Source organism: Chryseobacterium daecheongense (assembly GCF_003729955.1).
Lineage (GTDB): Bacteria > Bacteroidota > Bacteroidia > Flavobacteriales > Weeksellaceae > Chryseobacterium > Chryseobacterium daecheongense.
Window position 1 is genome coordinate 701,810 of the sequence record NZ_RJTX01000004.1, and the last position, 18,348, is coordinate 720,157.

Genomic DNA, 18,348 nt, shown 5'->3' on the forward strand with positions numbered 1-18,348 from the left:
AACGGTTTTTTGTTAAGGATATTATTTCTTAGCAATATTCATCATAAGCAGCCTGAAGATTAGCAGCAATTGCTCCTGCAGGGTTTCCTTCGATATGATGTCTTTCCAGCATGTGAACCAATTCTCCATCTTTGAAAAGGGCTACACATGGTGAGCTTGGAGGGAATGGAGCCAAATGCTTTCTTGCTTCCACAACGGCTTCTGTATCAAATCCTGCAAAAACAGTGGTTAAATGATCAGGCTTTTTATCTCCGGTCAAAGAGTAGATTACTCCTGGTCTTGCTGCTCCGGCAGCACATCCGCAAACGGAGTTGATCACTAATAGAGTTGTTCCTGATTGTTTTAGAGCTTCCTCCACCTGTGCTGGTGTTGTTAAATCTTCGAAGCCTTTATCTGTAAGTTCAGCCTTCATCGGCATTACTAAATCTGTTGGATACATTTTTTGCTTTTTTTAAATCTTGACAAAGTTAATCAATTATTTACTTTTCTTCAATTTATAAAAACTATCGGCTTTATTTTGGAAATGAAATGAAAAACAGGCTTGAATATCAATATGCTATGTATAATTAAAATATTTTATGATAAAATTATGAATAACCGAAAAAAAATGTTAAATTTGAAATGATTCTAAAAGCAAATAACCACGGAAAAAAACTATTCAACGTTTCCCTCAGATTAGATAGAGAGTTTATTTGAAATCTCTGTACACAAAAAATGAAGCCCGGAACTATTAGTTTCGGGCTTCTTTAATCAAATCGATATGCAAAGGTTGAATATCCGTGGTTGTGGTTCGGGATTCGGGTAATTGAGGTCCGAGAGGATCTCGGAACCCGTAACTCGGTCCCTCGATTATGATAGCAGTTTTTTAGCCATTTCGGAAATACTTTTTCCGTCCGACTTTCCTGCTAATGTTTTGGAAGCGATCCCCATTACTTTTCCCAGGTCTTTCAGGGAATCAGATGCGGTCTCTCCGATAATTTTTCTAATTTCAAGCTCCAGTTCCTGCGGAGTAAGCTGTTTGGGTAGAAATTGCTCTATGATTTTCATCTGGGCTTCTTCCACTTCAGCAAGATCCTGTCTTCCCTGCGCAGTAAACTGTTCGTAAGAATCTTTACGCTGCTTGATCATTCTTTGTACAATAGCAATTTCCTGCTCTGCTGAAACTTCTGCTCCCTTAACTTCGGTTTTCAAGAGTAAGATTTGAGATTTTACAGCACGAAGAGAGTCCAATGCAACTTTATTCTTCTCTTTCATGGCTGTTTTTATAGCTTCGTTGATGGTATTTTCTAAGCTCATAGTATTCAATTTGTACTTACGTAAAACGTATTAATGTATTAACGATTAAATCAGTAAAATAAGTACTTAAGATCATTAATACATTTTACATTCATACGTTTAATTTAGTCAACATCTTTATTTAAAAATCTGTTTTCTCTGATCTGCATAGAACCATTGTTTTCAGATAAGTATGTATTAATACTTTGGTCTGAAGCGTTGGTTCCGTCAATAGAAATATTTTTTCTTTTGAATGCCGGAACAGATTCAAATTCATTCACACTGTCAAAACTTTGGTAACGTGAGTTGAATTCTTTAAGTTTATTTCTTCTCTCCATGACCTTATCCTGGTCAACCGTTTTATTCACAAAAGTGAATTCACTTTCTGCTGGTTTTGGAGCTTCAGTTTCTGTTTTGTTTTCAAAAACCGGTTTTTCTTCCACTTTTGGTTCTTCTTTTACCGGTTGTTGAAAGAAGCTCTCTGTTCTCTGAACCGGTTCTTCAACTACAGGAGCAGGAGTGGTAAACTCAGCTTTAGGCTGCCCGAAATCTGCTTTTGGCTCATTGATAGGCTCATTTACAAAGAAGCTGAATTCAATAGGTTTCTCTTCTTCATAAGAACTTTGGAAAGTGTCCGTTGCTGGTTCTTCCTTTTTGTCTTCAGTTTCGAATGAAAAAGATTGAATTTCTAAATCAGCTGTATCTTCTCCTTCTTCCTCATCAAAAGAGAATAGATTGAAGGCTTCCTGTTGAGGTTCTTCTTCATTTCTCCAGCTTTGTACCGGGCTGTCTAGTGTATCTTCCTCTCTATCAAAGAATTTGATTTCTGTGGTAACCTCTTCTTCCTCAACAATCATTTTTTTTTCAGTAGACGTCACCTTGAACTGTGGCGTTTCCTGCTCCTCATCATCTAATCTGAAAAGATTTTTTCCTCCGAAATCATGTGTAGGCTCAGAAGCAACTTCTCTTTCTTCTCTTGTTTTGAAAGGCGAAGCTTTTGGGGTTTCCAAAGCATCATTCAAACCGATTCTGATTTTCTCTGTTGGGCCGGAAAATTTTTGATTGTCATTGGAAAAACCTGTAGCAATAACAAGTACGCTTACAGAGTCTCCTAATTCTTCATCGGAACCTACCCCGAAAATGATATCCGCAGTGTTTCCTGCTTCTTTCTGGATGTGATCCATGATAATACCGATCTCATCCATGGTAACTTCTTCCGCACCACTTCTGATTAACAATAGTACGTTTTTAGCACCGGTAATTTTGTTATCATTCAACAATGGAGAGTCTAATGCCTTTTTAACTGCTTCTTCAGCTTTATTTTCGCCTGAAGCTGTTCCTGTAGACATTAAAGCTGTTCCTGAGTTCTGAAGTACAGATTTAGCATCTCTAAAGTCGATGTTTACATCAAAGTAACCTGTAATAACTTCTGCCATTCCTTTTGCAGCGTTAGTTAAGACTTCATCGGCTTTTGAGAATCCCTGCTTGAATCCAAGGTTCCCGAATTGCTGTCTCAGTTTGTCATTATTGATGACGATTAATGAATCGACATTATTTCTTAATTTATCAAGACCGTTCTCAGCCTGTTCCAATCTTCTTTTTCCTTCGAAGCTGAAAGGAACGGTAACAATACCAACGGTAAGGATTCCCATGTCTTTCGCTACTTTGGCAATCACAGGTGCAGCACCGGTCCCGGTTCCACCGCCCATTCCGGCCGTAATGAAAACCATTTTGGTGTTTTGTCCCATCGCAGCTTTGATCTCTTCGATGCTTTCAATCGCTGATTTTTCTCCTACTTCAGGATCAGCTCCAGCCCCAAGACCTTCTGTAATAGAAGTTCCCAACTGAACTTTATTAGAGACCGGGTTATTATCCAGGGTTTGGGCATCCGTATTACAAATAACGAAGTCAACCCCGTGAATTCCTTTTTCGTACATGTGCTTTAGGGCGTTGTTACCACCGCCACCAACACCAATTACTTTTATGATAGATGAATTTCCTTTTGGCAAATCAAATGAAAACCCTTGTGTTCCTATATTTTCCATAATTATAATTTTTATAATTGATTATTGATTCATGATAGTTGATACATCATTTATCGCTTATCATTCATCATTCATATTTTTATTCTACTTCTTCAAAGAATTTTTTAACTTTTTCCATAAGCGACTGCCCGAAAGTCAATCTTGCCGCTTTTTTGTTGTCATGCTGTTCGTTTACGATTTCCTGTTCCTGAACCGGAGCTTGCTGGGTAACCGTATTGGTATCCGCTGTGGCTACAGTTTCAGGTTGAGATTTTTCCTGAACGGGTTCTTCAACTTCCAATACCTGTTTTTTGTCTCTGATCTTTAAACTTTCCATCAGTAACCCGATAGATGTTGCAAATTCAGGACCTTTCAGATACTGGTTTTTATCGTTGGCAACATATTCGTTGGCAAAACCGATTCTACTGTCGAAACCTGTTGTATAGTTAGCAAGCTGACGAAGGTGTTTCAGGTTAGAACCCCCACCTGTCAAAACAATTCCAGCGATCAGCTTTTTCTTTTGTTCGAAAGCACCGTAAGCTTTTAATTCTGTGTTCACCATTTCCAGGATTTCCTCTACTCTTGCGTTGATGATCTGTGCCAGAGTTTTAAGGGAAATTTCCTTATCCGGTCTTCCATGAAGCCCCGGAATGGTAACAAATGTGCTGTCTTTTTCCAGCTCCGGAACTGCGGAACCGAATTTTACCTTCAACTGTTCTGCATGTTTCTCTATAATGGAACAGCCTTCTTTGATATCTTCAGTAATAATTCCTCCTCCGTAAGGAATCACACAGGTATGACGGATGATATTGTCTTTAAAAATAGCAATATCAGTAGTACCCCCACCAATGTCTACTATAGCAACTCCGGCTTCTTTTTCTTCTTTGGTAAGAACAGCTTCGGAAGAGGCTAATGGTTCTAAGGTTAGAGCTTCCATTTCCAATCCGGCTTCTCTTACGCATCTTGCGATGTTTCGGATACTGCCCATTTGCCCAACAACTACGTGGAAGTTAGCTTCTAAACGTTTTCCGTGCATACCGATAGGCTCCTGGATCTCTCCTTCGGAGTCTACCTTATATTCCTGAGGAAGAACATGGATAATTTCTTCTCCGGGAAGCATTACCAGCTTTTTTACCTGGTCTTTTAATGCTTCAATGTCATCATCTGTAATAAATTTATCCGGGTTTTCACGCATAATATAATCAGAGTGTTGCAGTGAACGGATATGTTTTCCTGCAATACCTACCGTAACTTTACGGATAGGAACTCCAGCGCTTGACTGTGCTTCAGCCACAGCAGCTTTGATTGAATTAATGGTTTGCGAAATATTATTCACAATACCTTTGTGAACCCCAAGACTTTTGGCCTTCCCTACACCGAGAATTTCTATTTTCCCGTGTGCATTCCTCCTTCCGACAATCGCGACAATCTTTGTTGTCCCAATGTCCAGACCTACTGAATACTCTTGATTTTCCATTGTATAACGATTTGATTTTTTATTCTATTTTAATTTTTGCTTTCGGCTTTGCGGCCGGTTTTTTATCACTTGTTTTTGTTTCTTTTGGTTTGGAAGCCGTTTTAGGCTTTGTATTTTCTTTTGGCTTCGAAGAAGAAGTTGCTTTTTTAGGAGTAACCGTTTTCTTTACCTCTGCCGGCTTAGGTTTGGTTTCTGTTTTCTTAACCATTGCCGGAGCCGATGCTGTTGCAGCTAATTCTTTGTGTCCTGCTTTTAAAATACTGTCGTTTTCTTTAAAATAAGGATTTAAAGTGGTGACAATCTGGTTCTGGTATTTCACAGAGACCATGCTGTACTTTTGAGGGTCCTGGAACACAAGATATTTCTCTACAAATTCCTTGAAGCCTTTTACTTTAAATTCAATATTGTCTAAATCTCCAATCTCCACTTTATAGTTACCTTCACTTGTAAGGAGATTGTAATCATCTTTATCTTTTGAAATCCCAATGAAATATTTTTTGCTGAAATCATCCTTGTCAATTTTTTCAACCAATTCAGCCAGTTTTTCATACTCAGCCGGCTTTACATCACCGGTTACCAACATGCATGGATGTGAATAGGTTTTCGAAATCGGGAATTCTATTCCTTTTGCGTCTACGTAGAAATCCTTTCCGTTTTTGTTTAATCTGAAAACAGGGACTCTTTGCTTAATATCCAAATTGAGTTTTCCGTTCAGGTTCAAATAGACATTGGCACTGTCAACCGCAGGAAGTGCATTGATCTTCTTTTCCAGAACAGGAATATTCAGATCGCCTACTTTTCCGGAAGGGTTTTCTTTCTTTACAATTTCCTTGATGTCTTTCTCATCAATGAAATACACTGGCGTTTTTTCATTCATTTTTACAGAAATCTTATTATCCGTAATCTTCTGGCCACTGAATCTCTTCAACGAGAAGCTCAGCAGAAATCCTAGAATGATTACTGTGATAACAATTTTTAATATTCTGTATTTATTTTTCATATTTTTTTGTATTCATGTACTGATATATAATGTATTCATGAATTTTATCTCACGCATACGTTATTACATTACTACTTTTTACATTTCATTCAACCACTTATGGATAGGATCATATAAGGTGTCTATGTTTCCTGCTCCTACCGTAAGAAGAATATCAAATTCTTTTTCTTTTATTTTTTCAAAAGCATCAGATAATGTTGATACTTCTTTTTTATCTAAAGTCACTTTCTCTAATAGCCAGCTAGATGTAATTCCTTCAAAATTTTCCTGAAGTTCTCTTGCCGGGTAAATATCAAGTAAGATCAGTTCATCAGCTTTGCTTAAGCTTTCTGCAAAACCGTCTGCAAAATCTCTGGTTCTGCTGAATAGATGCGGCTGGAACGCTACCAAAAGTTTCTTATCCGGATAAAAAGTTCTTATAGAACCCATCACAGCGTTGATTTCGGTAGGGTGATGTGCATAGTCATCAATATAGATCTTACCGCTTTTATAAATATGTTTGGTATATCTTCTTTTAATTCCTTTAAAATTGGCAATGGCTTTTTTTAATGTTTCAAAGTCCACTCCTAAATTGTGAAGGATAGCAAGCGCAACGGTTGCATTTTCCACATTATGGATTCCCGGGATTTCCCAGACAAAATCTTTAATGGTTTCGGTTGGTGTATGAAAATCAAAATAGATCTTATCATAATCCATTCGAAGATTGTCTGAATAATAGTCAGCTTTTTCATTCACAGCATAGGTTCTGTGATCTCTTCCGATCTCGATCCCTTTTCGGATAAATAGCTGTTTACTGTCCGGAACCAATGAGGCAAACTGTCTGAATCCTTCCTCAATATGGTTTTTATCTCCGTAAATATCCAGGTGGTCTGCATCTGTAGAAGTTACTACTGCCCAATCCGGAGAAAGGTTTAAGAAGCTTCTGTCATATTCATCCGCTTCTACTACAGAATAGGTTGAGCCATTATATAAAAAGTTTGATTTAAAGTTTTCAGAAATACCACCTAAAAAACATGAAAATGGAAGGTTGGCCTCTTTGCACAAATGAGAAACAAGGGTAGAAGTTGTTGTTTTACCATGTGTTCCTGCAACGGCAATACATTCCGTATTTTCAGTAATTAAACCTAAAACTTTAGCACGTTTTAAAACTTCAAATTGATTTTCATTGAAATAATCTAAAATCCCCAGTACTTTAATAGCAGGAGTATAAATTACCAATGTATTTTCTTTTTGAAGAGAAGTTATTCTTTCATCTATAAGGTCTTCAAAAACAATATCAATACCCTCATTCATCAGTTCCTGAGTGAGTTTAGTGTTGGTCTTATCATAACCCAACACTTTTTTACCAGAAGCATTGAAGTAGCGTGCCAAAGCACTCATTCCGATCCCTCCGATTCCAACGAAGTAAAATGTTTGATATGTTTCTAAAATTTTCATTTTCTACTATTGTAATATTTTCTGTTCTTTATCCAAATCCAGTGCATCGCCTACGTATAAACCGAATTCGGAAAGGGAATCTTCAAAAGATTCATATGTAAATCCATATTTTATCCAGAAAGAATATTGAAACATGGCTTTCTGTTTTTCCGGTACATATACTACACTAAACATAGGTATCTTATCATTAACCATTTCTATATACTCTCTGATTTTGTCTCTGCTGGCAGAGGTATTCACCAGAATATTGGATGAGTAGTAAATCACTTGTTTTTTAACATCAACATCCAGAAAAACATCGGCATTGTTTTTTGTTTTTACCTCAATGTATTCTGGAGTTTCTTCCAAAATGGTATATCCTTTACCCTTAAGATAAGAAGTTAGCGCTGAAAGCTTAAAATCTGCTGGCTTCACTAGAGTTTGTGCAGTCCAGAAGTTAGCAAAAAAGCCAACCAGAAGCAGTGTTAAGAATTTTGTTTTCATACTCAATGGGTTATTAGTTTTATATTGTATTCAAAATCTCGTCTACAATTTCTTTCGCTGCATTCGGCTTGGCAAAGTAGAGCAGATTTTTAGACATGTCTTTTCTTATGGTTTCATTTTCACAGATTTCCTCCAGGGTTTCCCAGAATTTGACCTGCATTTCAGAGTCTTTTACCATTTTTGCAGCATGTTTGTCCACTAGATTCATGGCATTTTTAGTCTGATGATCCTCCGCCGCAAAAGGGAAAGGAACCAATACAACCGGTTTTTGTGCAACGGCCAACTCTGAAATGGCAATTGCGCCGGCTCTTGAAACAATAACATCTGCAGCAGAATAAGCAAGCTCCATTTCTTTGATGAATTCAAGAACCTGTATATTTCTGGTATCAACCTCTTTTGTTTCTTCAATAATATCTTTATAATCCAGTTTTCCTGTTTGCCAGATTAGCTGGTAATTTTTACTGATGATATCATTTAAATGGGCTTTCCATGCATTATTCAATGTTCTTGATCCTAAAGAACCGCCTACAGAAAGAATGGTAAGCCTGTCTTTATTAAGGCCCATTTTCTCTTTGGCAATTGAGGTTTCTTCCATTCCGGAAACAATATTCTCACGGATAGGGTTGCCGAAAAATTTTATCTTTTCATTAGGAAAACCTTCTACTTTCGGATATGCGGTGAACACGGCTCTTGCTTTTTTACTCAGGATTTTATTGGTAACTCCGGCATGAGCATTTTGTTCCTGAATAAAAATCGGAATTCCAAGCTTGCTGGCTGAATACAATGCAGGGCCGCTTGCAAACCCTCCTGTTCCTATTGCAAGATCGGGAGCAAATTCTTTAACGATCTTCTTGGATCTGGACAAACTTTTCAAAATCTTGAAAGGCAATCCTAAATTGGAAAGAAGATTTCCCCTATCGATTCCGGCAATATCAATTCCTTCGATCTTATAGCCTGCCTGCGGAACTTTTTCCATTTCCATTTTTCCGTTGGCTCCAATGAACAAAAATTCAGTATCAGGAAATCTTTTTCTGATCTCATCTGCAATGGCGATAGCCGGGAAGATATGACCTCCTGTTCCGCCTCCTGATAATAATACTCTTAACTTTTTGCTCATCTTTACTGTTTTATGCGATGTCGTTTATTTCCGCGACACTTTGTTTTTTCCCCATTCCTTCTTCATCATATATCTGAATTCTGGAACTCACGTTCAGAATAATTCCTAATTGTATATAGGTTACCAACATGGATGTTCCTCCATAACTTATTAATGGCAGCGGCTGTCCTGTTACCGGGATCAGATTCACCGCAACGGCAATGTTTACCGAAAGCTGTATAAAAATCATCACTCCGAGACTGAGCACGAGTAAAGACCCGAAGAATGCGGGCATTTTACTGGCGATCATTACGATCCTGATCATCATGATCAGATACAAACTGATCAGAAATGCCGCTCCAATTAATCCATATTCCTCTACGATAATAGCGAAAATGAAGTCGGAGGCAGATTGTGGCAACATTTGCTTTAATGCACTTTTTCCAGGCCCCATTCCTGTGATTCCTCCATGAACAATGGCTGCTTTTGCCTGCATTACCTGATAATTTTTGGCTTTTACGCTTTCGTCATCAGTATCTGCTGTTTTTGCTTTGCTTGAGGTAAAGGTTTCTATACGGCTCATCCACGTATGAACACGGTTTCCACCAATCAGGTTTGTATTTAAAGCAATAATTAAGAACAGAACTATCGCTATAAATGAGGCAGAAATAAATCCGGCAATATATTTCCAGTGAAGCTGTCCGATGATTAAAACCACCACGGAAACCATTAAAATCATTAAAGCTGTAGAACCATTATCTTTTGCTACCAGTACAAAAACAAGTAGGATAGGACCGAAGATGTACATAATGTTTTCTATAGGTAACCTTTCTCGGGTTATTTTCTTGGTTAAATACCTACACAGATAAATAACCAACATTAAGAATGCAAAGGACGACGGCTGGAAGGAAATAGGTGTGCCGGGGATTTTTAACCATCTTGACGCACTGGCTCCGTCAATCGTTTGGCCCGTAAACATGGTCACCACCAAAAGTAAGATCATCAGACCAAGCAAAATGCTGCTGAGCTTTCCGATGTATTCATATTTTACGGTTCCTACCAATCTCATGATTCCTAAACCAAGAAGCACAAAGAACATATGCTTGATCACGTGACCCGTTGTGGTCCCGTTATTCACAATATACTCCAGATTTGAACTTGCAGAATATACTGGGAAGATAGAGAAAATGGAGATCACAAGAATGACCATCCAAAGTACTTTATCGCCCTTTAGAAATTCAAATCTGCTTTCTGTGTTCTGTTCGTCCATATTTTTGTATTCATGCATGATGTACAATGAAAAAATGTACTTTGTACAACAGTCATTTTACTTTTTACATTTATTTTAAAACCTGCTCTTTAAACTGGTTGCCTCTGTCCTGATAATTTTTAAAGAGGTCAAAACTTGCACAACAAGGGGATAATAAAACCGTATCTCCGCTTTTAGCAATAGATTTTGATACTCTTACCGCTTCTTCCATACTGGAAGTATCATAAATAAACTCTTTTTTATCCTTAAAGAAGTCTATAATCTTTTGGTTATCAATTCCTAAGCAAACAATTGCTTTTACTTTTCTTTTCACCAACTCCTCAATTTCTGAGTAGTCGTTTCCTTTATCCTGTCCTCCTACGATCCATACGGTAGGGGTTTTCATGCTTTCTAAAGCATAATAAGTGGCGTTTACATTGGTTGCTTTACTGTCGTTGATGTATTTTACGCCATCAATTTCAGTTACAAATTCCAGTCTGTGTTCTACTGCCTGGAAAGTCATTAATGAATTTCTGATGCTTTCATTATTGATTTCCAATATTTTACCAGCGATTGAAGCCGCCAAACTGTTAGCAACATTGTGGTTCCCTAATAATGACAATTCTTCAATTTTCATGGAGAATTCATTTTTAAGCTTTACCACAATTGTATCATTGTCAATAAATCCCCCTTCTGTTAACCTTTCTTTGGTTGAAAAAGGAATCATTTTCGCTTTTATTTCCAGCTTTTCCAAGATGGTTTTGCTCATTTCATCATCTTTGTTGTAGATGAAGAAGTTGTCATTTTCCTGGTTCTCAGCGATTCTGAACTTTGCCAGCGCATATTCTTCATAATTGTAGTTGTACTGGTCTAAGTGATCCTGTGACAAATTCAACAATAAAGAGATATAAGGCCTGAAATTCTGAATATCATCTAACTGGAAAGAGCTAACTTCCAACACATAATATTCGAAATTTTCATCTGCAACTTGCTTGGCGAAGCTGTAACCAATATTTCCCCCTAAACCAACGTTTAATCCGTCATTTTTCAGGATATAGTAGATTAAAGAGGTAGTAGTTGTTTTTCCATTGCTTCCTGTAATTGCAATAATTTTAGCATTGGTAAATTCCGAAGCAAATTCAATCTCAGAGGAAAGCCTGATTCCTTTTTCATGAATTTTATGGATAATATCCGCTTTTTTTGGAATTCCCGGGCTTTTTACGATCCAGTCTGCATTTAAAATCCTTTCTTCGTCGTGGTTTTCCTCTTCAAATTCAATCTCATTGTCTACCAGGAACTGTTTATAGTTATCTTTAATGGCACCTTTATCTGAAAGGAATACTTCCATTCCTTTCTTTTTTGCCAGATATGCAGCTCCGCAACCACTTTCTCCGCCTCCTAAAACAACTATTTTCATATATAAAAGCTTTATGCTATAGGCTTTAAGCTTATTGCTTATTGCTTACAGCTTTTAATTTTATCTCATTTTTAATGTGATCAAACATACAATCGCCAACATTACACCAATGATGATCATTCTGTTTACGATTTTACTTTCGTGAAATCCTTCTTTCTGATAATGGTGATGCAATGGAGACATCTTAAATAATCTATTGTTTTGGGCATATTCCAGCCCGTATTTTTTCTTTCTGTATTTGAAAACCGCTACCTGAAGCATTACAGATATGTTTTCTATTAAGAAGATCCCGCACAGCACAGGAATCATCAATTCTTTTCTTAAAATGATCGCTAAAACGGCGATTACTCCTCCTAGCATCAAACTTCCGGTATCTCCCATGAAAACCTGGGCAGGATAGGTATTGTACCAGAAGAAACCGATAACAGCACCCACCATTGCCACCACAAAAATGGTGGTTTCCCCCATATTCGGGAGGAACATGATGTTGAGGTAGTCTGCAAAAATGATGTTCCCCGAAACATAAGCGAAAAACGCCAAAGCGAGAAGGATGACTGTGCTTGTTCCCGCAGCGAGACCATCAATTCCATCAGTAATATTAGCTCCGTTGGAAACTGCAGTTACAATGAAGATAACGATAGGAATGAAAACAATCCAGGCCCATTCGTGAGCATCCTTATCATTCATCCAAAATAGGATTCCACTGTAATCAAACTCATTATTTTTAGCAAAAGGAACAGTAGAAACTGTGATTTTTTCTGTAGGCATAAAGTTCTGCTCCACATTATTTCTGTTTACTACTTTCGCATCAGCATATTTTCTTTTAACCGTAATATCCGGGTGGAAATACATGGTAATTCCGACAATCAGCCCTAAGCCGACTTGTCCTACAATTTTGAACTTCCCACTTAGCCCGTCTTTATTTTTTTTGATCTTTTTCAGATAATCATCCACAAAACCAATGGCACCCATCCAAAGAACAGAAACAAGCAAAAGAACAATATACACATTGGTAATTCTTGTGAACAGCAAAACAGGGATGATTGTGGCCAAAATAATGATTAAACCACCCATGGTAGGGGTTCCTTCTTTTTGCTTTTGCCCCGCTAAACCAAGGTCGCGGACTAATTCGCCCATTTGTTTTGTTCTTAGGAAATTGATGATTCTTTTTCCGTAAACAAGAGCTATGGTTAAAGACAGGAGAACAGCCATTCCCGCACGAAAGGAGATGTATTTCAACATTCCCATTCCCGGAATATGGATACCCTGACTTGTTAAATATTCATATAAGTAGTATAACATAATTTCTATTCTTAATAAATGATCAATGATGATTGATTAATGATATAATCAGCTATCATTAATCAATTATCGATTATAATTTACTTACTCATTAATTTCCAAAGCTCATTAATTACTTCTTTGTCATCAAAATGGTGTTTTACGCCATTAATCTCCTGATAGTTTTCGTGGCCTTTTCCGGCGACGAGAACAATATCTTTCGGTTCTGCAAATTTGATCGCCATTTTTATGGCTTCTCTTCTGTCTGGAATTGAAGTGTATTTGCTGAAGTTCTGAGGTTCAACACCTGCTTCAATTTCTTTTATAATCTGTGCCGGATCTTCTGTTCTCGGGTTGTCTGAAGTGATGATGGCCAACGTTGATTTTTTGGTGGCAATATTTCCCATTTCAGGTCTTTTGGAGTGATCTCTGTCGCCTCCGCAACCGAAAACTGTTATCAGTCTTTCGTTTTTGGTTCTGATATCATTGATGCTGTCCAGGATGTTTTCTAAAGCATCCGGAGTGTGTGCATAGTCTACAATGAAGAAAATTCCGCCATCTGATTTAAACGTTTCAAATCTTCCGGAAACTCTTTTTAATTGGCTGATCGCCTGAAGAATTTCATCCTGCTCAAAACTTAGTTCAGATGCAATTCCAAATACCAATAACAGATTATAGACATTGAATTTTCCTGTCAAGGTAGTCCAGAATTCTTTTCCATTGAAATTCAACAGCATTCCGTTGAAATCCACTTCCAGAAGTCTTCCGTGATAATCGGCCATTGTCTTCAAAGCATAAGAAACTTTTTTTGCTTTTGTATTCTGAAGCATGATATTACCATTCTTATCATCAATATTGGTAATGGCTACAGCTGTTTCATCAAGCTCATCAAAGAATCTTTTTTTCGTTTTCAGATATTCATCAAAGGTTTTATGATAATCTAAATGATCGTGGGTAAGATTGGTAAATCCTGCCACCTTGAAGTGTAATCCTTCGATTCTGTTTTGGGCAATTCCGTGGGAGCTTACTTCCATGAAAGCATATTCGCAGCCTTCATAAACGGCTTTTGCTAAAATTTTATTGATGGTAATTACATCCGGAGTTGTATGTGTGGCCGGAATTACTTCATCACCAATTCTTATTTCTACAGTAGAAAGCAAAGCAGAATTGTACCCTAAATTTTTGAAAACATCAAATAATAAGGTGGAAACAGATGTTTTTCCGTTTGTCCCCGTAACTCCGATCAGGTTTAACTGTTCTGAAGGGTTTCCATAGAAATTGGATGCCAATTGCCCCAAAGCTTTTGATGAATCCTTTACTTTGACATAAGTAACATTGTCGGCCAAGTTTTCAGGAAGCTCTTCACAAACAATCGCTTTAGCTCCTTTTTCAATAGATGATGCAATAAATGAATGTCCATCCACCACTGTCCCTCTCATCGCAATGTAAAGAGAGTTTTCCGTAACCTTTCTGCTGTCGAATACCAATTCGGAAACCTCACGGGTGTTGTTACCGTGAATTTCTAAAGTTGGGATTCTATTTAATAATTCAATTAATTGCATTTCTATGATGCTTTTATCTTTTAATTTTGCAGAGACAAATAAATTCTCTGGTTTTTACTGATCACAGTGCCTTCCAGTGGGAATTGTTCTTTTATTCTTCCCACCCCTTTATAGTCGACACGGTATCCTAAGTTTTCCAACTGAGGAATCACGTTTTTACCGATTAGGCCAACTACATTAGGCATTTGTTTATTGTTTACTGCTACTTTTACATTAGGCTCAACCATTTTATTAAGGTTTACCTTTTTGTCAACCAGCATTTCTCTTTCAATATTTTGTGGTGTTTTCAGGAATGTTTTTCCTGCGATTTCTTTAAACACCGGTGCGGAAACTGTTCCTCCGTAAAATCCTTTTGCCGTATTCGGTTCACTGATCATAACATAACACGTGTACTTCGGATTGTCTGCGGGATAAAATCCTGCAAAGGAAGCTCGGTATTTCATTGGGCCAGGAAGCCAATATTCAAATCTTGCGGTTCCTGTTTTTCCTGCCATTTTCAGGTTGGGAGTAAAGATACTTTTTGCGGTTCCTTTTTCTACGGCTTTGGTTAATGCACTGGTCATCATTTTAATAGCTTTTTCTGATGCCATTTTGTTGACCATCACTTCAGGTTTTGCCTCGTACATGATCTTTCCGTCTTTCATGATCTTATCGATGAAAAGAGGCTTAAGCATTTTGCCACCGTTAGCAACCCCGTTATAGAAAGTTGCCAATTGTAAAAGATTGATGTTAGACGAGTATCCATAAGCGATAGAAGCCAGTGTTGCAGCGTTCCATCTTTTATTTTCAGGAGTTACGATCTTCGGTTTGGTAATTCCCGGAAGCTCGATGTCCATTTTATCAAATAATTTCCATCTTTTTAAATGATCAAGAAATATCTGAGGTTTATCTGCATAATATTTGGTGATCAGTTTGGCTGTTCCTACGTTACTGGATTTTGCCAAAACGTCACTGATTTCGTATGTTCCGCCACCGTGACCGTCTGAAATTCTTTGTTTGGCATACGTCCAAACTCCGTTTCCTACATTTACAGTTGTATTTTCATCAATGAAACCGTCGTCCATTGCTGCAAGAAGCGAAATGGTTTTAAATGTAGAACCCGGTTCGATGTTATCTTTTAAAGCATAATTGTATGAATCAACGTATTCTCCTTCTTCTGTTCTTTTTAAGTTGACCAATGCACGAACTTTTCCCGTTGCAACCTCCATTACAATCACGGTTCCGTGTTTTGCTTCGAAATTGATCAATTGTTTTTCAAGCGCAGAATGGGCAATATCCTGGATTCTGAGATCTAAAGTGGTGTAAACATCTTCACCGTCAATAGGTTCCTGAACTTTCCAGTAATCGATTGGTTTCCATTGAGAAGAGTTGATTCTCTGCTCTAATCTTTTTCCATCAGTTCCTGTTAAATACTTTGAAAAAGCGCCTTCCAGACCTGCTTTAAGCTCACCGTTATCCATTCCGATAGTTCCGGCTCCGATTTCTGAAGTTGCGAGTTCTCTTTTGTAATTTCTGTCAACGATGAATCCTCCTTTATTTTTCCCTCTTTTGAAGATCGGGAACTTTCTGATTCTGTCATATTGATCAAAATCCAATCCTCTGGCTAAGGAATAATATTGGTTTTTCTTTTTTCTCTGCTCGTCAAACTTCTTTCTGAATTCAGCTCTCGGTTTTCCGAACATTTTACTTAGAGAGTCTGTTAAAGCTCCAATATTATTAGAATAAACAGTATCCTTTATTGTTTTGAAATCCAGATAGATGTCATAACGCATGACGGTTGTTGCCAAAATAGAACCATCAGATGCGTATAAATTTCCACGGGCCGCTTTTAAAGTGGCTTCGCGGTAGTTTTTATTGATGTAATCGTCTTTTATTTCCTGTACATTGGTATTCTGAAGGATGATGATCCTTCCCAAAAACATGACAAACACGCACAAAGCCACCACTGCGAAGAGGTAGCCCCATCTTAACGTTTTTTTACGTTTGTTATCGTATTCATTTTGCTTTTGCATCTGTACTATCTAATTTTATCAGCAGTTTATGAGGATGATTTTCCAATGTCATTAAGGAATCTTCTGCCACCTCTTTTCCCAATTCCGATTCCATTTTTACTTTGATCAGCTTACTTTGCGCATAAGCGTTTCTTGATTTATATTCTTCCGTTTCTTCTTTTAGGGCATTTACAATTTTGATCTTTTTGTTAACCAAGTGGTTACTATAGATCATCGCCATCATCAGTATGAACAGCAAGAGAAAATACTTGTAATGTATTTTGATCTCATCACGATTCAGGAAGTTTCCCTTTATAATGTCTATAAAGGTGAGCTTCTTCTGAGGACGATATGTTGTTTTTTTTGCCAAAGCTTTGTTTATAATTGATTAATGATAAAAGATAATTGGTATCGCTTATCATTTATACTTTTATTCCTGTTCTCATTTTTGCACTTCTTGCTCTGGAGTTTTCTTCAATTTCCTTGTCATCGGGAATAATGGCCTTACTCTTCAACAGCTCAAATGCTTTTTTATAATTTCCGTAGATGTCTCTTTCCGGTTCTCCTTCGAACATTCCGTTCTTTAAAAATCTTTTTACCAAACGGTCTTCCAAAGAATGGTAAGAGATTACGACTAATCTTCCTTCCGGCTTTAACATTCTGTAAGCCTGAACCAGCATTTCTTTCAACACTTCAAGCTCTTGGTTAACTTCAATTCTTATAGCCTGAAAAAGCTGTGCATAGAATTTATTAACCTTATGAGGGGGGATATAACTGAACAGTTTTTTTAAATCCTCTGTCGTTTCTATGCTTTTTGTTTTTCTGTGATGAACAATATCTCTGGCCAGTTTTCTGGCTTCTCTCAATTCTCCATAGTGGTAAAATATGTCAGCCAGCTCTTCCTCTTCATATTCATTGATCACTCTTTTGGCATCGAGGCTTTGCATAACGTTCATTCTCATATCCAAGGGAGCATTGCTTCTGGTTGAGAAACCTCTGTCTGCTTCATCAAACTGATGCGATGATACTCCAAGATCAGCAAGAATCCCATCCACTCCGGAAACTCCGTACATTAATAAAGAATTTTCAAGAAATCTGAAATTCTGATTGATCAAAGTAAATCTCGGATCATCAATGGTATTTTTAAGAGCGTCTAAATCCTGATCAAAACTGTATAATCTTCCTTTGTCTGAAAGCCTGCTCAGTATTTCTCTTGAATGTCCGCCACCACCAAAGGTGCAATCCACGTATATTCCGTCTGGATTCGTCACCAAATCATTTACACTTTGCTTCAACAAAACGGGATTATGATACATGTTTTAGTTTGTGTTTTTCGCTTTTTAATTGGCGTGTTATTCTTCATCGAAAGAGCCCATCACATCTTCGGCAAGGTTTGCGAAGTCGGCTTCATTGGTAGAGATTACTTTTTCATAGGCATCTTTGTCCCAAATTTCAAACAATTCTCCAGCACTTGTGATTACAATATCTTTCTGAAGATTTGCAAAGTGGGTAAGGTCTTTGGAAATCTGTAATCTTCCTGCATTATCCAATTCTACTGTCTTTACTCCTGCCGTAAACATTCTTATGAAGTCAGCATTCTTTTTAATGAATCTGTTTAGTTTATTAATTTTGTCCATCAGCTTATCCCATGCTTTCATAGGATACACTTCAAGGCAAGGCTGGAACACGGAGCGTTTTACCACAAAAGCCTTATCCTCAAAGTTCTCCATCTGCTTGATCAGCGATGAAGGCACTTTTAAGCGACCTTTGTCGTCTATTTTACACTCATATGTCCCGATGAAATTCTTCATTTGGGACAAATTTATATAAATATTTCCAAAATTTCCCACTTTTTCCCACTTTTTGACTTAATGTTAATAAGTTTTGCCAAGTTGTAAGAGTCTGAGGTGTAAGTGTTTGATTTTTTGAATCTTGTATGATGTGTTATTTACGCCATAACAAAAGGATTTTGAAAAAAAACAAGTAAAAGAACATTATTATATTATTTTTATTTTAAATTAGGGATATCAAAATATTTTTGAGGTTTAATTTGTAT

General features: G+C 37.3%; 16 protein-coding genes. All 16 read right to left on the minus strand.

Annotated features, from left to right (window positions below; genetic code table 11):
* Positions 1–28: 28 nt before the first annotated feature.
* Positions 29–439: a BrxA/BrxB family bacilliredoxin gene (locus EGI05_RS16580; protein ID WP_123264129.1), complete on the minus strand. Its 411-nt coding sequence runs from the start codon at positions 437–439 to the stop codon at positions 29–31.
* Positions 440–849: 410 nt separating this feature from the next.
* Entirely contained in the window at positions 850–1,296 is a 447-nt protein-coding gene (locus tag EGI05_RS16585; RefSeq protein ID WP_123264130.1) for a GatB/YqeY domain-containing protein, read from the minus strand.
* Positions 1,297–1,400: 104 nt separating this feature from the next.
* A complete protein-coding gene (ftsZ, locus tag EGI05_RS16590) occupies positions 1,401–3,320 on the minus strand; it encodes a cell division protein FtsZ (protein WP_123264131.1) in 1,920 nt (639 codons plus the stop codon).
* Positions 3,321–3,399: 79 nt separating this feature from the next.
* Entirely contained in the window at positions 3,400–4,776 is a 1,377-nt protein-coding gene (gene ftsA / locus EGI05_RS16595) for a cell division protein FtsA (protein ID WP_123264132.1), read from the minus strand.
* Between the two features lie 19 nt (positions 4,777–4,795).
* A complete protein-coding gene (locus EGI05_RS16600) occupies positions 4,796–5,776 on the minus strand; it encodes a cell division protein FtsQ/DivIB (protein WP_123264133.1) in 981 nt (326 codons plus the stop codon).
* A gap of 78 nt (positions 5,777–5,854) precedes the next feature.
* Positions 5,855–7,213 (minus strand): UDP-N-acetylmuramate--L-alanine ligase, encoded by a 1,359-nt coding sequence (gene murC / locus EGI05_RS16605; RefSeq protein ID WP_123264134.1) that lies wholly within the window; start codon positions 7,211–7,213, stop codon positions 5,855–5,857.
* Positions 7,214–7,219: 6 nt separating this feature from the next.
* Complete coding sequence (locus EGI05_RS16610) at positions 7,220–7,696, minus strand: hypothetical protein (protein WP_123264135.1); 477 nt, start codon at positions 7,694–7,696, stop codon at positions 7,220–7,222.
* A 19-nt stretch (positions 7,697–7,715) separates the two neighbouring features.
* Positions 7,716–8,813, minus strand: a complete 1,098-nt coding sequence (gene murG / locus EGI05_RS16615; RefSeq protein ID WP_123264136.1) for an undecaprenyldiphospho-muramoylpentapeptide beta-N-acetylglucosaminyltransferase — start codon at positions 8,811–8,813, stop codon at positions 7,716–7,718.
* Positions 8,814–8,823: 10 nt separating this feature from the next.
* Positions 8,824–10,062 (minus strand): FtsW/RodA/SpoVE family cell cycle protein, encoded by a 1,239-nt coding sequence (locus EGI05_RS16620; RefSeq protein ID WP_123264402.1) that lies wholly within the window; start codon positions 10,060–10,062, stop codon positions 8,824–8,826.
* A 70-nt stretch (positions 10,063–10,132) separates the two neighbouring features.
* Positions 10,133–11,458, minus strand: a complete 1,326-nt coding sequence (gene murD / locus EGI05_RS16625; RefSeq protein ID WP_123264137.1) for a UDP-N-acetylmuramoyl-L-alanine--D-glutamate ligase — start codon at positions 11,456–11,458, stop codon at positions 10,133–10,135.
* A gap of 60 nt (positions 11,459–11,518) precedes the next feature.
* Positions 11,519–12,760: a phospho-N-acetylmuramoyl-pentapeptide-transferase gene (gene mraY / locus EGI05_RS16630; RefSeq protein WP_123264138.1), complete on the minus strand. Its 1,242-nt coding sequence runs from the start codon at positions 12,758–12,760 to the stop codon at positions 11,519–11,521.
* An 80-nt stretch (positions 12,761–12,840) separates the two neighbouring features.
* Positions 12,841–14,301 (minus strand): UDP-N-acetylmuramoyl-L-alanyl-D-glutamate--2,6-diaminopimelate ligase, encoded by a 1,461-nt coding sequence (locus EGI05_RS16635; protein ID WP_123264139.1) that lies wholly within the window; start codon positions 14,299–14,301, stop codon positions 12,841–12,843.
* 20 nt (positions 14,302–14,321) lie between these two features.
* Complete coding sequence (locus tag EGI05_RS16640; protein ID WP_123264140.1) at positions 14,322–16,313, minus strand: penicillin-binding transpeptidase domain-containing protein; 1,992 nt, start codon at positions 16,311–16,313, stop codon at positions 14,322–14,324.
* Positions 16,297–16,662, minus strand: coding sequence for an FtsL-like putative cell division protein (locus EGI05_RS16645; protein ID WP_123264141.1), 366 nt, complete (start codon positions 16,660–16,662; stop codon positions 16,297–16,299). Before EGI05_RS16645 ends, EGI05_RS16640 begins: the two co-directional genes overlap by 17 nt.
* Positions 16,663–16,714: 52 nt before the next feature.
* The gene (gene rsmH, locus EGI05_RS16650) at positions 16,715–17,608 is read right to left on the minus strand and encodes a 16S rRNA (cytosine(1402)-N(4))-methyltransferase RsmH (RefSeq protein ID WP_123264142.1); all 894 of its coding nucleotides are present in this window, start codon (positions 17,606–17,608) and stop codon (positions 16,715–16,717) included.
* A 36-nt stretch (positions 17,609–17,644) separates the two neighbouring features.
* Positions 17,645–18,103, minus strand: coding sequence for a division/cell wall cluster transcriptional repressor MraZ (gene mraZ / locus EGI05_RS16655; RefSeq protein ID WP_123264143.1), 459 nt, complete (start codon positions 18,101–18,103; stop codon positions 17,645–17,647).
* Positions 18,104–18,348 lie beyond the last annotated feature (245 nt).

Excerpts from the sequence above, each read along its gene's own strand:
- EGI05_RS16580 (WP_123264129.1), bottom strand. The coding sequence starts at position 439 with ATGTATCCAACAGATTTAGTAATGCCGATGAAGGCTGAACTTACAGAT.
- EGI05_RS16585 (WP_123264130.1), bottom strand. The coding sequence starts at position 1,296 with ATGAGCTTAGAAAATACCATCAACGAAGCTATAAAAACAGCCATGAAA.
- ftsZ (WP_123264131.1), bottom strand. The coding sequence starts at position 3,320 with ATGGAAAATATAGGAACACAAGGGTTTTCATTTGATTTGCCAAAAGGA.
- ftsA (WP_123264132.1), bottom strand. The coding sequence starts at position 4,776 with ATGGAAAATCAAGAGTATTCAGTAGGTCTGGACATTGGGACAACAAAG.
- EGI05_RS16600 (WP_123264133.1), bottom strand. The coding sequence starts at position 5,776 with ATGAAAAATAAATACAGAATATTAAAAATTGTTATCACAGTAATCATT.
- murC (WP_123264134.1), bottom strand. The coding sequence starts at position 7,213 with ATGAAAATTTTAGAAACATATCAAACATTTTACTTCGTTGGAATCGGA.
- EGI05_RS16610 (WP_123264135.1), bottom strand. The coding sequence starts at position 7,696 with ATGAAAACAAAATTCTTAACACTGCTTCTGGTTGGCTTTTTTGCTAAC.
- murG (WP_123264136.1), bottom strand. The coding sequence starts at position 8,813 with ATGAGCAAAAAGTTAAGAGTATTATTATCAGGAGGCGGAACAGGAGGT.
- EGI05_RS16620 (WP_123264402.1), bottom strand. The coding sequence starts at position 10,062 with ATGGACGAACAGAACACAGAAAGCAGATTTGAATTTCTAAAGGGCGAT.
- murD (WP_123264137.1), bottom strand. The coding sequence starts at position 11,458 with ATGAAAATAGTTGTTTTAGGAGGCGGAGAAAGTGGTTGCGGAGCTGCA.
- mraY (WP_123264138.1), bottom strand. The coding sequence starts at position 12,760 with ATGTTATACTACTTATATGAATATTTAACAAGTCAGGGTATCCATATT.
- EGI05_RS16635 (WP_123264139.1), bottom strand. The coding sequence starts at position 14,301 with ATGCAATTAATTGAATTATTAAATAGAATCCCAACTTTAGAAATTCAC.
- EGI05_RS16640 (WP_123264140.1), bottom strand. The coding sequence starts at position 16,313 with ATGCAAAAGCAAAATGAATACGATAACAAACGTAAAAAAACGTTAAGA.
- rsmH (WP_123264142.1), bottom strand. The coding sequence starts at position 17,608 with ATGTATCATAATCCCGTTTTGTTGAAGCAAAGTGTAAATGATTTGGTG.
- mraZ (WP_123264143.1), bottom strand. The coding sequence starts at position 18,103 with ATGAAGAATTTCATCGGGACATATGAGTGTAAAATAGACGACAAAGGT.